Source organism: Aneurinibacillus uraniidurans, from assembly GCF_028471905.1.
GTDB lineage: Bacteria > Bacillota > Bacilli > Aneurinibacillales > Aneurinibacillaceae > Aneurinibacillus > Aneurinibacillus uraniidurans.
Window position 1 is genome coordinate 3,705,913 of the sequence record NZ_CP116902.1, and the last position, 15,676, is coordinate 3,721,588.

Genomic DNA, 15,676 nt, shown 5'->3' on the forward strand with positions numbered 1-15,676 from the left:
CCTTAGACTTACAAGAGCATACACAGTTCGGAGCAACCTGCCTTAGAATTCCGAAAAAGGGGTTGACTTTTTATGCAATTCCTATCTAACGCTCACAAGATTCGTGGCATTAAATAACGATAACACAATGGAAAAGCAATGTCAACTTATAACTTCTGTGCCCGGAAGATGGAATACCCTTTTTTCCGTTCTACTTCTTCTACGTCTCCATACAATTCCTGCAACCTGGCAAATGCCGATGGCGCTCCTTGCTTCTTCTGAATCACTACCCAAAGAGAGCCACCTTGTTTTAGATGAGCACAAGCTTCTTCAAAAATCCCATGTACCACCTGCTTACCCGCACGAATCGGCGGATTTGTCAAAATGACATCAAACATCTGGTTCTCTGGTATAGAAGCAAGGCGATCACTCACTACAGCCCGGGCATTCGTAACACCATTTAACTTTAGATTGCGATTGGCCAGCGCGACAGCACGCTCATTAATATCAACCATAAGCACTTGACCATTTGGAGTAAGAGTGGCAGCGGACATTCCCATCGGACCATACCCGCAGCCTACATCAAGAACGTCCATGCCATCTGCGATTCCCATCGTTTTGATCAACAGTACACTCCCAAAATCAATCCGATTTTTGGAGAAAACACCCCGATCTGTTATAAACCGAAAATCCCGACCGCGTAGCGTAAACGTAAATGTCTGTTCTCGACTGTCGGCTCCGGGTTGATTCGTATAGTAATGCTCCACCTGTGCTTCACCCTTTCTGGATAGTAACAAAACGCCCGGCGGTAATCGCCGGGCGTTTTATACAGAAGGTATAAAACCTACTTAACTTCAACAGTTGCGCCAGCTTCTTCAAGCTTAGCTTTAATTTGCTCAGCTTCGTCTTTAGCAACGCCTTCTTTAACGTTAGCTGGAGCGCCGTCAACCATAGCTTTCGCTTCTTTCAGGCCAAGACCTGTGATTTCGCGAACAACTTTGATAACGTTGATTTTAGAAGCACCTGCATTAGCAAGTACAACTGTGAATTCTGTTTGTTCAGCTTCAGCAGCAGCGCCGCCGCCTACAACTGCAACTGGAGCTGCAGCTGTTACGCCGAATTCTTCTTCAATTGCTTTAACGAGATCGTTCAGATCGAGAACGGACATTTCTTTAATCGCTTCAATGATTTGTTCTTTAGTCATCGTTTGTTCCTCCTAACAGATAATTGAGTTAAGCCTGTTGGCCTTCTTTTTGTTCAGATACTGCTTTAACAGCAAGAGCGAAGTTACGCATTGGAGCCTGGAGAACACTAAGAAGCATAGAGAGCAGGCCTTCGCGGTTCGGCAGGCTTGCCATTGCTTTAACTTCAGCGTCAGTCAGGACTTTGCCTTCCATAACGCCACCTTTGATTTCCAGTGCTTCGTTTGTTTTCGCGAAATCTGCGATAATTTTCATAGCAGCCATTTCGTCTTCCATGCTGAATGCGATCGCTGTAGGACCTGTCAGAATTGAATCAAGATCAGACAGACCAGTTTCAGCAGTCGCGCGGCGAGTCATAGTATTTTTGTATACTTTGAACTCAACACCAGCTTCGCGGCAAAGTTTACGCAGTTGCGTAACTTGTGCAACGTTCAGACCACGGTAGTCAGTAACAACCGTGCTTTTGCTGTTTTGAAATTTCTCAACGATTTCACTAACAACTTGTACTTTCTCTTCACGTACGGACATGTTTGCACCTCCTGTAGCATGAGACTTTTATAATGAAAAAAGCCCACGCAGACATGCGAAGGCTTCAGAATACATTCAAAACGTATATCGTATCAGCACCTCGGAAGGATATTAAGTCTTCCGAAGAAGACACCTTCTGTCTACGGTAATGGCATATTCATTTATCAACAAATGCTATTTTATCAACTTCTCAACTTAATGTCAAGCAATTAGTTTGCTGGAGCAGTCAGTTTAAGTGTGTTGACTTTTACGCCAGGACCCATTGTAGAGCTGACAGTAATATTTTTCATGTATGTGCCTTTAGCAGCGGCTGGTTTTGCTTTTACCAGTGCATCAACAAGAGCACGCAGGTTTTCTTCGAGTTTTACAGAATCGAAAGAAACTTTACCGATTGGAGCGTGGATGTTACCCGCTTTATCTGTACGGTATTCGATTTTACCTGCTTTGATTTCTTTTACGGCTTTTTCAACTTCGAAAGTAACCGTACCTGTTTTCGGGTTCGGCATGAGGCCTTTTGGTCCGAGTACGCGACCCAGTTTACCAACAGTACCCATCATGTCTGGTGTTGCAACGACTACATCGAACTCAAACCAACCTTGTTGGATTTTTGTTACCAGTTCATCGTCACCAACGAAATCTGCACCAGCAGCTTCCGCTTCTTTCGCTTTCTCACCTTTTGCGAAAACGAGAACGCGTTGTGTTTTACCAGTACCGTGTGGCAGAACAACTGCTCCACGAATTTGTTGGTCATTTTTGCGTGGGTCTACGCCCAGACGGAATGCAACTTCTACAGTTTCATCGAATTTTGCTTTCGAAGCTTTTTTCACGATCTCAAGCGCTTCGTTCATATCGTAAGCAGCTGTACGATCAAACAGCTTTGCAGCTTCTAAGTAATTTTTACCTTTTTTAGCCACTTTTCTTTCCTCCTAATACTGTGGTTTTAACGGTTGTGCCTCCCACGAAACAGGGTTGCGCGCACCGGAGTAATCTCCGTCTGTACACAACCCCTCGGTAGAAACAAGTTCAATTCATCGAAGATTAGTCTTCGACTACGATACCCATGCTGCGTGCAGTACCTTCAACCATACGCATAGCTGCTTCTACGCTTGCAGCGTTCAGGTCTTCCATTTTTTGCTCAGCGATTTCGCGAACTTTGTCACGTTTAACTGTAGCAACTTTTGTTTTGTTCGGTACAGCAGAACCAGATTCGATGCCTGCTACTTTTTTAAGCAGAACAGCTGCTGGTGGAGTTTTTGTAATGAATGTGAATGAACGGTCTTCGAACACTGTGATTTCAACCGGGATAATCAGACCCGCTTGTTCCTGTGTACGAGCGTTGAATTCTTTACAGAAACCCATGATGTTAACACCCGCTTGACCGAGTGCTGGACCTACCGGCGGTGCCGGATTTGCTTTACCTGCAGGAATTTGCAGTTTTACCATTTTAATGACTTTCTTCGCCATGGAACACACCTCCTAAAAACGATAGCTCTATAACTTAGCCACCTGAGTAAAATCTAACTCAACTGGCGTTTCGCGTCCAAACATATCAACCAACACTTTCACTTTGCGCTTGTCCATTTGAATCTCTTCAATGGAACCAACCATATTGGCAAACGGTCCTTCTTTCACTCGAACCGTTTCTTTTAGCTCAAAGTCCACACGATGCACGGATTCTTCCATGCCCATCTGCTTCATAATCGATGTAACCTCTTCAGGCAGTAAAGGAGTCGGCTTTGAACCTGCGCCTGCGGAACCTACAAACCCGGTCACACCCGGTGTATTCCGCACCACGTACCAGGAATCATCCGTCATGGCCATTTCCACGAGAACGTAACCCGGGAACACCTTCTTCGTTACGACCTTCTTCTTGCCATCGCGAAGCTCGGTTTCCTCTTCTGTCGGAATCATGACACGGAAGATCTTGTCTTCCATCCCCATTGATTCGACTCGCTTCTCAAGGTTTGTCTTAACTTTATTCTCATAACCTGAATAAGTATGAACAACGTACCAGCGTTTTTCCATGATTCGAGGACAAACAGGTGTCCGTAACCCCCCTAATGATTATTTCCCAACCTTTAGAATTAATCCTAATAATTGAGAAATACCTAAATCAATCACTGCGAAGAAGATCGCGATGAGCACTACTGTCACAAGGACAACTGACGTATACGTAAACAACTCTTTACGGGTCGGCCAAGTGACTCTTTTTAATTCGGTCCAGACTTCTTTGAGGAAGACCGGTCCGCGTTTGAGTTTATCTACAAAACCCATAACGCACCTCCAATAAATGGACTCCCGAAAAAAATCTAGCGAGTTTCCCGATGAAGAACATGGTCATTGCAGAATTTGCAGTGTTTCTTCATCTCGATGCGATCCGTTTGCTTACGTTTGTTTTTCGTTGTGGTATAGTTGCGTTGTTTGCACTCGGTGCACGCTAACGTTACAGTTACCCGCATGATGTTACACCTCCCACATAATTCGTCCTGTTAACAGACGTTCAGTTATTCTGCCGTGTTGACGCACGACTACCTAGACTACTTTATCACAAGCAAAATTTAGTGTCAAACAAAATGTTCCTTCTACTGCTTCCCGGTCTTGAAACGAGAAATCAGGTGTTCTAACTGGTCTGAGAGCTCTGTCATTAACGCTGCATCGCTTGCCAATCTTTGAGCAGAAGCTGCCTGCTGCTCGCTGACAGCAGCCACCTCTTGCGAACCTGCGGAAGCTTCTTCCGTAATCCCGGAGATATGCTCCATGTCGCTAACAACCTTATTAGCATTGTCCTCCGCTATTTTAATAGAGGAAGTAATGGATGCACCTTTCTCAGCAAGCATACGCATGCGAGCATGAATCTCGGCAAATGAATCGCCAGTATGCTGCACCATATCGCTTCCTTCCGCAATGACCCGATGTCCCTGTGTAATCGAATCAATAGCTTCATGGGTCTCTCGCTTGTTCTCTTCTACAATGCGTGAAATACTCCCTGCCGCTTTATCCGTTTCCTCTGCCAACTTACGTACCTCATCCGCTACGACAGCAAATCCTTTGCCGGCCTCTCCAGCTCGCGCCGCTTCAATGCTCGCATTGAGGGCGAGCAAATTCGTTTGAGATGCAATGCTCGTAATGAGGCTGACGATCTCCCCAATATCCTCGGAACGTTGCCCAAGTTTCTGAACAACCTTAGAAGCATGATCAATCATCCCTTGAATTTCTTTCATTTTTTCCACAGCTGCCTGTACCGCCTGCTCCCCGGATTCCGTTAAATGGGCGGTTTCATTGAACGTATGGTTCATCTCACCTGCATACTTCGATACGCAATGTAAGTTCTCATTCATAATGGCAACTTCGTGATGAGCTGATTGAACAGAAGCTGCAATATCACCAGCTCCTTCTGCCAGGTCGTTAATGGTGACTGCCACCTGCTCAGCTGAATGTGTCGTTTCCTGACTAGCAATCGTTAGCATGTCGGAAGAATGACGCATTTTGTGTGATGCTTCTCCAATTTCAGACAAAAGCATCCGTATACTATCTACCATTTGATTAAAATTCTCACTTAATATACCAACTTCGTCTTGGCTGCGATTACGAGTCTGAACCGTTAAGTCCCCTTCCGCAATCTGCCCAGTCAATTCCGTGAGATGACGGATTGGACGCACAAATCTCGTAGCAAACGCAATAAGCACTACAATAACGAACAGCAGAACCACACTTGCCGTTACGAAAGAAAGTTTAGCTAAGTAAGTAAGCTGACTCGATGCTTCTGCAACAGGCGCAGTGATCGCTACTACCCATCCGGTAAGCGGGATGCGCGAGAAAAATGCATATTTATCAACGCCTTTGTACACATATTGCTTGTAGACATTGTTACCAGCCTTCGCTTCATTAATACCTTCTGTTAATGCCGGAATGTTTAATTTATAAAGGTTCAGCTTTAAAATTTCTTCTTTTGTAGGATAGGCGATGATCGTACTATCTTCGCGAATCATATAGGCATAGCCGGTTTTTCCAATCTTCTCAGATGAAACGATATCACTTAATACTGTGATCGGAACTGTGGCTGCTAGCATGCCGACCAGTTGATTATTCGCATCGTGAATCGGACTCGCAACTACAATGACAAGTTTACCACTTGCCTTTGAGATCAACGGGTCAGAAATTGCACCGGACTCCCCACTTATAATCTTTTTAAAGTATGGGCGGTCACTTACGTTCACTTTCTGTCCACTGGTTGTGAAAGCGTTTCCTTTTTTGTCTGCAACAAACATCATTTCGTACTCAGCATACTCAGCTAGCTTATTCTTTAGGAACGGCATCTGTTTCTGAATATCTCCACTGCGGATATCGTAACTTGTCGATATGTTAGAAATCCGATCCTGCTCTTGGTTGAGCCATTCTTTAATCTTAATGTTTAACCGATCTAACTGGATAAAAGCACGATCCTGAAAGTTGCTTTCCAAAAACTCTTTTGCTTTGTTATGGTTGATCCAGGCCACACCAGCAAGAGCAAGAATAACAAGCGGTATAATGACAAGAAGCAACTTAGTTTTAAGACTTTTTGCACCCATAAGCAGACTCACTCCTGTTCTTCTTGCAAATAAAGTATTGCTATTATACCATGTTTTTTTCAGAATTGTTAAGCAAACAAAAAAACAGGGAGCATCCCTGCTTCCTGTTTATCCGTGAATCTATACTTGCGAAACTTCTCGCACTTCTAAATATTTCTCCAATTTGCGTTTTACACGCTGAAGCGCATTGTCAATCGACTTAACATGACGTCGCAAATCAACGGCAATCTCCTGATACGACCTGCCATCTAGATACAATAAAAGTACCTGCTGTTCAAGATCACTCAGAATCTCGCTCATTTTATCTTCAATATCATCGTATTCTTCTTGATTAATAATTAACTCCTCTGGATCTGTTACTCTTGTCCCACAGATAATATCGAGCAAGGTACGATCGGAGTCTTCATCGTAAATCGGCTTATCTAAAGAAACGTATGAGTTCAGTGGAATATGCTTCTGCCGGGTTGCTGTCTTAATCGCCGTAATAATCTGGCGTGTAATGCAGAGCTCGGCAAACGCTTTAAAAGAGGCCAGCTTGTCCCCTTTAAAATCACGTATCGATTTGTACAGGCCAATCATCCCCTCCTGTACGATGTCTTCCCGATCCGCCCCGATCAAGAAGTACGATCTGGCTTTGGCTCGGACAAAGTTCTTATATTTGTTGATCAAATACTCGAGTGCATCACTGTCGCCCACACGAACAAGTTCAACGACTTCTTCGTCGTACAGTGTGTCATAACGGGTATGGTCTGCAACGCTCAACATCATCCCTCCGACCTGCCAATATGCATCAGATAAAGCAATTATATATTATGTCACCTTACACCGTCAATCAATTCACACGTCACCACGCCGCCATTTTTCGAATTGTTCTTTAATTTTGTCATCAAGCGTAAGCCCTCTTCCCTTTGGCTGTTGGCGGGTTTCTTCTACTTTTACGCTAATTTCCTGCTTTAGCCGCTTCACGTCATTCCACAGTTCACGCGCTGATTTGCGCAGCGCACCATAGCCGAATGTAACCCTCTGCTCGGTATAATCAGATGTAGCGACATAAATTTGGCGCTGACGGTGCGAGAGCTCAAATACGAGCCTTTCAATGCACTCGTCAGCCGTTTCTTTCTCTTTCGTGTAGCGGATGTCGAGACGGTATTCGGTAAGCTTTTTTCCCATTCCTTTCACATTATGGGCATCAAATACAACAATTACCTTTGTCCCGGTAAATCCCTGATAATCAGCCAACCAACCCAGAAGGTCATCCCGTGCTTCTTCGAGACTGATTTTCTTTTTTTCTTTCAGCCGCTTCCAGTCACCAATGACGTTATACCCATCAACAATTAGGATTTCCTCCATGGCTCTTCATCCCTACTTGGACAGCGGATGGCGCTGGCGGTACACTTCATACATGAGAAGCGCCCCCGCAACCGATGCATTCAGCGATGTGACATTCCCTACCATCGGCAAATTCACCGTAAAATCACACTTTTCCCGAATCAGGCGGCTCATCCCTTTACCTTCACTACCGATGACGAGTGCAATTCCCATATCAAGACGCGCTTCTCGGAACTCCTCTTTGCCAGAAGCATCTGTACCCATTACCCAGATGTTACGTTCTTTTAGATCATCAATTGTACGCGCTAGATTTGTGACACGTGCTACTGGCACATACTCAATTGCACCAGCAGATGATTTGGCTACGGTTGATGTCAATCCAGCCGAGCGCCGTTTTGGAATAATGACTCCATGTACACCGGTCGCATCTGCCGTACGGAGTATCGAGCCCAAATTATGCGGGTCTTCAATCTCATCGAGGATAACGAGGAATGGTGGCTCACCTTTTTGTTCGGCACGTGCCAGAATCTCATCAAGTTCCACATAATCATACGCAGCAATATAAGCAAGCACCCCTTGATGACTCTCTCCTTCCGCAGCTTGATCCAGCTTTTTGCGCGGAACGACCTGAACCGTAACACCCGCCTCTTTGGCTAGTGCCATAACTTGTCCACTAACCCCTTTTTGCGAACCTTCCGCAATCCAGATCTTATTAATAGAGCGTCCAGAACGGAGCGCCTCGATTACCGGGTTTTTTCCCACAATATATTCGCTCATAACAAACTCCCTTCGCTCAATTCGATTCAATACAAATCATAGCTTCATCCAAAATCTCATCCAAACGCTCATGCTGCTCCAACAGATACAAATAGCCAATTAACGCTTCAAATCCTGTACTTAGCCGATATTCCGTAAGATCGGCATTCTTGGGAACCGTAGCGGACTTGGCATTGCGTCCCCGCTTCAGCACCGCCTGTTCTGATTCCGTAAGCTTGTCCCAGATTCCGTGAACGATCTTCGCCTGTGCCCGAGCTGATACATAGCGAACAGCGGAGCGCTGCAGCAGGTTCGGCTTCACCTCTCCTGCTGCAATCAGACGCTGTCGTACACGCACTTCCAGCACAGCATCTCCCATATACGCTAAGGCAAGTGCATTTAGCTGTTTTGGATCTCGTGTTAAATCATCGTGTTTCATATCAGCCGCCACTACTTTCTGTGCCAGCGCACACCCTGCGGCGTGTCTTCTAGCACAATTCCTAATTCCTGTAACTGGTTACGAATTTCATCGGCGCGCGCAAAGTTGCGATCTTTGCGCGCCTGTCCACGCTCTGCAATAAGTGCGTCAATCTCCTCATCGGATGGACCTTCCACTGCTGCTTCCGACTCTCCGAAGACAAGACCAAGCACATCACCAAATTCAGCAAATAATGCAAGATACGCTTCAAGCGCAGCTTTTGCGACCTCTTCAGAGGCAATCAAGCGATTCCCCTCTCGTACCATATCAAATAGCACGGTAATGGCATCTGCTGTGTTGAAGTCGTTATCCATCTCTTCTACAAAACGACGACGAAATACTTCTATCTTCTCCTGCTCCGCCGCATCAAGATCACCTATCACCGCTGAATCCATGCGGTGTTTCAAGTTTCGAACAGCTGTATCAATACGCTCAAGGCTGTTAGTCGCCTGCTGAATCAAGTCTTTGCTGAAGTTAACCGGATTGCGGTAATGTGCACTAAGCAAGAAGAAGCGTACAACACGTGCTGGGTACTGCTCGCGAATGTCTTTGACCAGAATAAAGTTGCCAAGCGATTTCGACATTTTTTCATTCTCAATATTAATAAAGCCGTTATGCATCCAGTAACGTGCCATCACGTGGCCAGTCAGGCATTCTGATTGCGCGATTTCATTCTCATGGTGCGGGAATGTAAGATCATGTCCACCGCCGTGAATGTCAAACGTGTCACCAAGGTACTTCTTCGACATAGCCGAGCATTCGATATGCCAACCTGGGCGCCCATTTCCCCATGGGCTTTCCCAATAGATTTCACCCGGTTTTGCCCCTTTCCAGAGCACAAAATCAAGTGGGCTTTCTTTCTTCTCATTCACTTCAATGCGGGCACCTGCCTGTAAATCTTCAATGTTCTGTTGCGACAGTTTGCCGTATTCAGCAAACGAAGCCGTGCGGAAATACACGTCACCACCAGCTACATACGCATGCCCCTTATCAAGTAGCCCCTGTACAAATTCGATAATCTCTGGGATATGCTCCGTTACCTTCGGATGAATGGTCGCTTCCTGAATCGAAAGTGCACGAACATCTTCCTTAAATGCCGCGATAAATGTCTCAGCTACTTCCTCTACAGTCATGCCAGTCTCTTCTGCTTTTTTAATGATTTTGTCATCTACATCTGTAAAGTTTTGCACGTATGTTACATCATAGCCCCGATATGCAAAATAGCGACGTACCACATCGAATACAATCGGTGGACGGGCATTGCCGATATGAATAAAGTTATAGACAGTCGGCCCACATACATACATTTTTACTTTGCCCGGCTCAAGCGGAATGAACTCTTCTTTCTTACGCGTAAGCGTATTGTAGATTTTAATGCTCATGAATCGTTGTACGCTCCTTTAACTGGTTTACTTCCTTACGTAGTTGCTCAATTTCATTCTGCATAGACTGTAGAAGCTCTTCAACAGGGTCCGGCATATTCGTATGATCGAAGGCCTGTTGCTGTACTTTTATGCCATCCTGGATAATAACGTGCCCTGGCACACCAACAACGGTCGAATTGGGTGGGACTTCTTTTAGCACAACAGAGCCGGCTCCAATCTTGGAGTTATCCCCAATCTTCATCGAACCAAGCACTTTTGCACCGCTAGCAATCAATACATTATTTCCGATCGTCGGGTGACGCTTTCCTTTTTCTTTACCTGTTCCGCCAAGTGTCACACCTTGATACAAGGTAACATTATCTCCAATCTCACACGTTTCACCGATTACCACGCCCATACCGTGGTCAATAAACAGCCCCTTACCAATCCGCGCACCCGGATGGATCTCGATTCCAGTAAGCCAGCGACCTAGCTGCGACACCATCCGTGCCAGCGTCGGAAAATCACGTTTCCACAAGCGGTGGCTGATCCGATGAAACCAGATCGCATGCAGACCAGAGTAAGTCAATACGACTTCCATCTTGCTTCGCGCAGCCGGATCACGCTCCATTACGACAGCTATATCTTCACGCAGTCTTTTAAACATGTTGTCACTCCTTTACGTGAATACAAAAACGCCTCCATAGCCATTACAGCTACAGAGGCGTTCGTATCGCGGTTCCACTCTGCTTCGTTCGATCTTACGATCAAACACTCTACACCCGTAACGTAGGTTAACGAGTCTCCCTACTTATCTCTTGCTATACAGAGTCGTTCAGGAGACTGGCTCACGGAGGCATTTCTGGAGCGGACAGCAGGCTGCTTCCAGCACAGCATCATACAGATGTCGGCAGCCCTCTCTGGTGTTATCCGCGTGTCCCATACTTCTTCCGTTCAACGCCTATATGTTTAGTTTGTGATGGAATCATAGTTTTCAGTCAGATTACGTACGCGTGCCGCTACTTTATCGCGACCGAGCAGGTATAACGATTCATTCAAATCAGAACCGTGCATCAAGCCTGTCGTTGCAACTCGAACTGGCATAAACAGGTTTTTGCCTTTCTGCCCTGTTGTTTTCTGAACAGCCTTCAATGCCGCTTTCACAGCATCTGCAGAATAGTCTTCTGCTGCCATGATTTCATTCAGGAAAGCGTTCATAACATCAAGTACTTGCTCACCTGATAATACTTCTTTCGCTTCCTCATTATAAGAAACTTCCTCTGTGAAGAAAAGAGCTGCATATTCTACAATCTCAGCCGCATAGTTGAGTTTCTCTTGATGAAGAGCAACCAGACGTTCTACCCATTCACGCTGTTCTGCGGTAATCTCTTCTGGAAGTTGGCCCGCTTGCTGCATATGCGGAATACAGAGCTCCACCATGCGGGAAGTCGGTGTCTGTTTAATGTAATGATTGTTCATCCAATTTAATTTATGAATATCAAATACAGACGGTGACTTGGAAACACGCTCCAGTGAAAATTGCTCAATCATCTGCTCTTTCGTGAAAATCTCTTCTTCCCCTTCCGGCGACCAACCAAGAAGAACAAGGAAGTTCATTAACGCTTCTGGCAAATAGCCCAAGTGACGATATTGCTCCATGAATTGGATGATGGATTCGTCACGCTTGCTCATCTTCTTATGATTCGGGTTAAGAATAAGCGCTACATGCGCAAATTCCGGCGTTTCAAATCCAAATGCTTCATATACAGCCAACTGACGCGGCGTATTAGACAGGTGTTCCTCACCACGAATTACATGCGTAATCCCCATCAGATGATCGTCTACTGCAACCGCAAAGTTGTATGTTGGGATTCCATCCGGGCGAGCGATGACAAAGTCACCCATACCGTTCGAATCAAATGTTACAACACCGCGAATCCGGTCACGTACCACATACTCATGATCAGCCGGCACATGAAAACGAATCGAAGATGGGCGACCTTCCGCTTTATACGCTTCGATCTGTTCCGGTGTAAGATGGCGACATTTGCCGCTGTAATGCGGAGTTTCCCCTTTTTCGACCATCGCTTCACGCTCTGCCGTAAGCTCGTCCTCATTACAGTAGCAAGGATACGCTTTGCCTTCTTCCACAAGCTGGTTCAAATATTTCGTATAAATGTCCAGGCGATCCATACAACGGTACGGTCCTACACCGCCATCTTTATCGATGCCTTCATCCCACTCCGTACCGAACCAACGCAAGCTTTCGATCAGCTTCTCTTCTGCACTCTCTACATTACGCTTCCGGTCTGTATCCTCGATACGCACAATAAAATCCCCGCCATGATGACGAGCGAATAAATAATTAAACAGCGCTGAACGAGCGCCGCCGATATGTAAATGTCCTGTCGGGCTTGGCGCAAAACGCACCCGGACTTTTTTCGACATGACTTGACACCATCCTTCCGAATTTTAACCCCTCTATTATACGCCTTCTCTTTGGAGCAAGACAACCGCCATTGAGGCAATACCTTCGCCTCGTCCTGTAAAACCAAGCTTTTCTGTTGTGGTCGCCTTTACGTTAACTTGTGCGACGTCGGCTTCCAGACAATTTGCAATGACAAGGCACATCTCTTCAATGTACGGTGCCATTTTTGGCTTCTGTGCCATGATCGTTGCATCGACATTTCCGAGCGTATAACCACGCTCCCGGGCAAGTTTCCATACATGGCGCAGCAGTACCTGACTGTCCGCACCCTTAAATGCTTCATCTGTATCTGGGAAATGTTTGCCGATATCCCCAAGCCCCAGCGCTCCTAGCACTGCATCTGCAATCGTATGCAGTAACACATCCGCGTCGGAATGGCCAAGCAGTCCTTTTTCATACGGAATCTCTACTCCGCCAATAATCAGCTTCCGCCCTTCCACCAACTGGTGTACATCAAACCCCTGACCGATTCGAATCATGACTCTTTCTCCTTCCTCTGCCGCAAAATCGCTTCTCCCATAATCAGATCTTCCGGTGTCGTTAATTTAATATTTGTATACTCTCCTTCTACTACATACACAGCCTGTCCTACTCGTTCGACTAACGAAGCATCGTCTGTTCCGATAAATCCTTCCCCACGTGCTCTTTCATGGGCAGTAAGAATCGTGGAAAGAAGAAAAGCTTGCGGGGTTTGAACGGCCCACAAGCTTTTTCTCGGTGGTGTATCTACCACCTGCCCCGCTTCGTCTGCACGCTTAATCGTATCTTTCACAGGCACCGCAAGGATAGCTGGGCCGCGTTTACGCACAGCCTGTATGACCGCATCAAGTGCTGCCTGTGATACAAACGGGCGAGCACCATCATGAATAAGCACATATTCACATGCCCGCAGCGCACACAATCCTTCATACACACTGTGCTGACGCTCTGCTCCACCAGCTACAACACGCACACCCGGATACGCGACAAGCATCTCACGAGTTTGAGCTACATCTTCGGCTGATGTGACAACTACAATATCCGCGATATCCGCACGGGATGTAAACAAGTCAAGCGTATGAAGCAAAACCGGTTTCCCGGCTAGCTCAATAAACTGCTTCTTAATGGTCCCACCCATACGCTTGCCCTGTCCGGCTGCTGCAATCACTACACCTACCATATGTCTCACTCTTTTCTTACAACGCTTTTTCCAACAATTTAGGCTTTGCAAAAATCATGCGTCCTGCCGATGTTTGGAGTACGCTCGTTACAATAACATCAATCATAGAACCGATATATTCCCGGCCGCCTTCCACAACAATCATCGTACCATCATCGAGGTAGGCAACACCCTGCCCGTTCTCTTTTCCATCTTTAATGACCTGCACATGAAGTTCTTCACCCGGAAGAACAACCGGCTTCACCGCATTGGCAAGGTCATTAATATTCAGGACAGAAACACCCTGGAGTTCACATACTTTATTGAGATTAAAGTCGTTGGTCACAACTTTACCTTTCATTACTTTAGCCAGCTTAACAAGCTTGCTATCTACCTCACTAATCTCTTCAAAATCCCGGTCCGTAATAATAACCTTCACTTTAAGCTCTTTCTGGATTTTGTTCAAAATGTCTAATCCGCGACGCCCACGGTTGCGTTTAAGTGCATCAGATGAATCTGCGATATGCTGCAGTTCTTCCAGAACAAACTCTGGAATAACAAGCGCACCTTCAATGAATCCAGTTTTGCAAATGTCTGCAATACGCCCATCAATGATTACGCTTGTATCCAAAATTTTATATTCCGTTCCATCGGATTCTTGCTTCTCATCTTTTTTCTTCTCACCTTTTGAACGGTTGCTTGAGAATACAGACATAATCTCATCTCGTTTGCGCAGACCGACCTGAAACCCGATATAGCCGCATAAAACAGACACCAGTAGCGGAAGTAATTTAGCGACAATCGGAATCGGTATGCTATTAATAGGGAGAAAAAGTAAAAAAGCAACAATAAGTCCAATAATTAGCCCCATAGCTCCAAATAAAACGTCCGTAATCGGCAACTTGATCAATGTTTCTTCGCTGCGTTTAATCGTACGGACAATATACTCCGTTGGCCATGACATAAGTACAGCAAACAAAACGGCTCCTAGTACCGCACCAATATATTCTGTTCCAGGAATACTGCCCATGTGCGCGTATGATTCTAGAAAAGAAAGAAACCGTGGACCAAATTGATACCCAAGGCCGGCACCCACCAGCAAGAAGAACAGCTGAATTATTCGTTTGACCACACTTTCACCTCCTTAATTGACTCATATCTCATTATAGTCATAACTCTCACAGAAAAAACGGCCTAAATCAAAAACGACAAAAGAAGTCTTTGTTTGACAAATCATTCTGTTTATACGAAACCACTTTCATAAAAGTTCCGAAAAAAAACAAAAAGCTTCTCTTAGAGAAGCTTTTCCCCTCTAACTATTCATAACCTGCTCAAGTAAGGTTGTCGCCTGTTCTTCATCAATATCCTTGACAAGCACGAGTTCACTGAGCAAAATCTGCCGGGCATTATCCAGCATTTTGCGCTCGCCGGTCGAAAGCCCCTTCTCCCTGTCACGGCGCATCAAATCACGAACTACATCCGCTACTTCATAGATGTCACCTGTACGCATCTTTTCCATGTTCTTGCGGAATCTGCGGTTCCAGTTCGTGGATACATCTATCTCATCAGTTCGCAGAATCTGAAGAACATGTTCCAAAGCTGGCATGTCGATGACTTCACGAATACCAAGATTCGATACCTTCCCCATCGGGATCATGACCTGCATATTCCCTACAGGCATCTTCATGATATAATACTGCTGCTTTTCTCCTAGGATTTCTTTCTCTTCAATGGCTTCAATAACACCTGCACCGTGCATCGGATAAACAATTTTGTCGCCAATTTGAAACAACAAATCCACCCCCAACAGAGTATCCATTTCCAAGGTATCACATAAAGAATTTTT

The 15,676-nt window shown here is 45.6% G+C and carries 20 protein-coding genes and 1 other annotated feature; all 20 genes read right to left on the reverse strand.

Features of this window, described 5'->3' with window-relative positions; all coding sequences use genetic code 11:
* Positions 1-146: 146 nt before the first annotated feature.
* The 20 genes from PO771_RS18670 to PO771_RS18765 all read right to left on the reverse strand — a co-directional run bounded on the left by PO771_RS18670 (position 147) and on the right by PO771_RS18765 (position 15,622).
* Entirely contained in the window at positions 147-746 is a 600-nt protein-coding gene (locus PO771_RS18670; protein ID WP_272561111.1) for a class I SAM-dependent methyltransferase, read from the reverse strand.
* Between the two features lie 77 nt (positions 747-823).
* On the reverse strand, positions 824-1,183 hold the full coding sequence (gene rplL, locus PO771_RS18675) for a 50S ribosomal protein L7/L12 (RefSeq protein ID WP_272561113.1): 360 nt from the start codon (positions 1,181-1,183) through the stop codon (positions 824-826).
* Between the two features lie 28 nt (positions 1,184-1,211).
* Positions 1,212-1,709, reverse strand: a complete 498-nt coding sequence (rplJ, locus tag PO771_RS18680; protein ID WP_272561114.1) for a 50S ribosomal protein L10 — start codon at positions 1,707-1,709, stop codon at positions 1,212-1,214.
* 26 nt (positions 1,710-1,735) lie between these two features.
* Positions 1,736-1,873: a sequence feature (ribosomal protein L10 leader region), on the reverse strand.
* Positions 1,874-1,918: 45 nt separating this feature from the next.
* Positions 1,919-2,623, reverse strand: a complete 705-nt coding sequence (gene rplA, locus PO771_RS18685) for a 50S ribosomal protein L1 (protein WP_272561116.1) — start codon at positions 2,621-2,623, stop codon at positions 1,919-1,921.
* A gap of 124 nt (positions 2,624-2,747) precedes the next feature.
* Positions 2,748-3,173 carry a 50S ribosomal protein L11 gene (gene rplK / locus PO771_RS18690; RefSeq protein WP_272561118.1) on the reverse strand — a complete coding sequence of 142 codons (426 nt, stop codon included), beginning with the start codon at positions 3,171-3,173 and terminating at the stop codon, positions 2,748-2,750.
* Positions 3,174-3,200: 27 nt separating this feature from the next.
* Positions 3,201-3,734 (reverse strand): transcription termination/antitermination protein NusG, encoded by a 534-nt coding sequence (gene nusG, locus PO771_RS18695; protein WP_096463208.1) that lies wholly within the window; start codon positions 3,732-3,734, stop codon positions 3,201-3,203.
* Positions 3,735-3,773: 39 nt separating this feature from the next.
* The gene (secE, locus tag PO771_RS18700) at positions 3,774-3,983 is read right to left on the reverse strand and encodes a preprotein translocase subunit SecE (protein WP_272561120.1); all 210 of its coding nucleotides are present in this window, start codon (positions 3,981-3,983) and stop codon (positions 3,774-3,776) included.
* A gap of 35 nt (positions 3,984-4,018) precedes the next feature.
* Entirely contained in the window at positions 4,019-4,168 is a 150-nt protein-coding gene (rpmG, locus tag PO771_RS18705) for a 50S ribosomal protein L33 (protein ID WP_272561121.1), read from the reverse strand.
* Between the two features lie 123 nt (positions 4,169-4,291).
* Positions 4,292-6,277, reverse strand: a complete 1,986-nt coding sequence (locus PO771_RS18710; RefSeq protein WP_272561122.1) for a methyl-accepting chemotaxis protein — start codon at positions 6,275-6,277, stop codon at positions 4,292-4,294.
* A gap of 120 nt (positions 6,278-6,397) precedes the next feature.
* Complete coding sequence (gene sigH, locus PO771_RS18715) at positions 6,398-7,045, reverse strand: RNA polymerase sporulation sigma factor SigH (RefSeq protein ID WP_096463211.1); 648 nt, start codon at positions 7,043-7,045, stop codon at positions 6,398-6,400.
* 69 nt (positions 7,046-7,114) lie between these two features.
* Positions 7,115-7,627 carry an NYN domain-containing protein gene (locus tag PO771_RS18720; RefSeq protein WP_272561125.1) on the reverse strand — a complete coding sequence of 171 codons (513 nt, stop codon included), beginning with the start codon at positions 7,625-7,627 and terminating at the stop codon, positions 7,115-7,117.
* Positions 7,628-7,639: 12 nt separating this feature from the next.
* Positions 7,640-8,383 (reverse strand): 23S rRNA (guanosine(2251)-2'-O)-methyltransferase RlmB, encoded by a 744-nt coding sequence (gene rlmB / locus PO771_RS18725; protein WP_272561126.1) that lies wholly within the window; start codon positions 8,381-8,383, stop codon positions 7,640-7,642.
* 16 nt (positions 8,384-8,399) lie between these two features.
* Positions 8,400-8,801 (reverse strand): Mini-ribonuclease 3, encoded by a 402-nt coding sequence (locus PO771_RS18730; RefSeq protein WP_272561127.1) that lies wholly within the window; start codon positions 8,799-8,801, stop codon positions 8,400-8,402.
* A gap of 11 nt (positions 8,802-8,812) precedes the next feature.
* Positions 8,813-10,222, reverse strand: coding sequence for a cysteine--tRNA ligase (gene cysS / locus PO771_RS18735; protein WP_272561128.1), 1,410 nt, complete (start codon positions 10,220-10,222; stop codon positions 8,813-8,815).
* Complete coding sequence (gene cysE / locus PO771_RS18740) at positions 10,212-10,871, reverse strand: serine O-acetyltransferase (RefSeq protein WP_272561129.1); 660 nt, start codon at positions 10,869-10,871, stop codon at positions 10,212-10,214. The genes cysS and cysE overlap by 11 nt, the downstream gene beginning before the upstream one ends.
* A gap of 302 nt (positions 10,872-11,173) precedes the next feature.
* Positions 11,174-12,652 (reverse strand): glutamate--tRNA ligase, encoded by a 1,479-nt coding sequence (gene gltX, locus PO771_RS18745; RefSeq protein WP_272561130.1) that lies wholly within the window; start codon positions 12,650-12,652, stop codon positions 11,174-11,176.
* A 36-nt stretch (positions 12,653-12,688) separates the two neighbouring features.
* Positions 12,689-13,171 carry a 2-C-methyl-D-erythritol 2,4-cyclodiphosphate synthase gene (gene ispF, locus PO771_RS18750; protein ID WP_272561131.1) on the reverse strand — a complete coding sequence of 161 codons (483 nt, stop codon included), beginning with the start codon at positions 13,169-13,171 and terminating at the stop codon, positions 12,689-12,691.
* On the reverse strand, positions 13,168-13,851 hold the full coding sequence (gene ispD / locus PO771_RS18755; RefSeq protein ID WP_272561132.1) for a 2-C-methyl-D-erythritol 4-phosphate cytidylyltransferase: 684 nt from the start codon (positions 13,849-13,851) through the stop codon (positions 13,168-13,170). The genes ispF and ispD overlap by 4 nt, the downstream gene beginning before the upstream one ends.
* 16 nt (positions 13,852-13,867) lie before the next feature.
* Entirely contained in the window at positions 13,868-14,962 is a 1,095-nt protein-coding gene (locus PO771_RS18760) for a PIN/TRAM domain-containing protein (protein ID WP_272561133.1), read from the reverse strand.
* 180 nt (positions 14,963-15,142) lie between these two features.
* On the reverse strand, positions 15,143-15,622 hold the full coding sequence (locus PO771_RS18765) for a CarD family transcriptional regulator (protein ID WP_272563218.1): 480 nt from the start codon (positions 15,620-15,622) through the stop codon (positions 15,143-15,145).
* Between the last annotated feature and the right edge of the window lie 54 nt (positions 15,623-15,676).

Excerpts from the sequence above, each read along its gene's own strand:
- secE (WP_272561120.1), bottom strand. The coding sequence starts at position 3,983 with ATGGGTTTTGTAGATAAACTCAAACGCGGACCGGTCTTCCTCAAAGAA.
- PO771_RS18730 (WP_272561127.1), bottom strand. The coding sequence starts at position 8,801 with ATGAAACACGATGATTTAACACGAGATCCAAAACAGCTAAATGCACTT.
- rplL (WP_272561113.1), bottom strand. The coding sequence starts at position 1,183 with ATGACTAAAGAACAAATCATTGAAGCGATTAAAGAAATGTCCGTTCTC.
- gltX (WP_272561130.1), bottom strand. The coding sequence starts at position 12,652 with ATGTCGAAAAAAGTCCGGGTGCGTTTTGCGCCAAGCCCGACAGGACAT.
- cysE (WP_272561129.1), bottom strand. The coding sequence starts at position 10,871 with ATGTTTAAAAGACTGCGTGAAGATATAGCTGTCGTAATGGAGCGTGAT.
- ispD (WP_272561132.1), bottom strand. The coding sequence starts at position 13,851 with ATGGTAGGTGTAGTGATTGCAGCAGCCGGACAGGGCAAGCGTATGGGT.
- PO771_RS18720 (WP_272561125.1), bottom strand. The coding sequence starts at position 7,627 with ATGGAGGAAATCCTAATTGTTGATGGGTATAACGTCATTGGTGACTGG.
- rlmB (WP_272561126.1), bottom strand. The coding sequence starts at position 8,383 with ATGAGCGAATATATTGTGGGAAAAAACCCGGTAATCGAGGCGCTCCGT.
- rpmG (WP_272561121.1), bottom strand. The coding sequence starts at position 4,168 with ATGCGGGTAACTGTAACGTTAGCGTGCACCGAGTGCAAACAACGCAAC.
- PO771_RS18710 (WP_272561122.1), bottom strand. The coding sequence starts at position 6,277 with ATGGGTGCAAAAAGTCTTAAAACTAAGTTGCTTCTTGTCATTATACCG.
- sigH (WP_096463211.1), bottom strand. The coding sequence starts at position 7,045 with ATGATGTTGAGCGTTGCAGACCATACCCGTTATGACACACTGTACGAC.
- rplJ (WP_272561114.1), bottom strand. The coding sequence starts at position 1,709 with ATGTCCGTACGTGAAGAGAAAGTACAAGTTGTTAGTGAAATCGTTGAG.
- cysS (WP_272561128.1), bottom strand. The coding sequence starts at position 10,222 with ATGAGCATTAAAATCTACAATACGCTTACGCGTAAGAAAGAAGAGTTC.
- nusG (WP_096463208.1), bottom strand. The coding sequence starts at position 3,734 with ATGGAAAAACGCTGGTACGTTGTTCATACTTATTCAGGTTATGAGAAT.
- ispF (WP_272561131.1), bottom strand. The coding sequence starts at position 13,171 with ATGATTCGAATCGGTCAGGGGTTTGATGTACACCAGTTGGTGGAAGGG.
- rplK (WP_272561118.1), bottom strand. The coding sequence starts at position 3,173 with ATGGCGAAGAAAGTCATTAAAATGGTAAAACTGCAAATTCCTGCAGGT.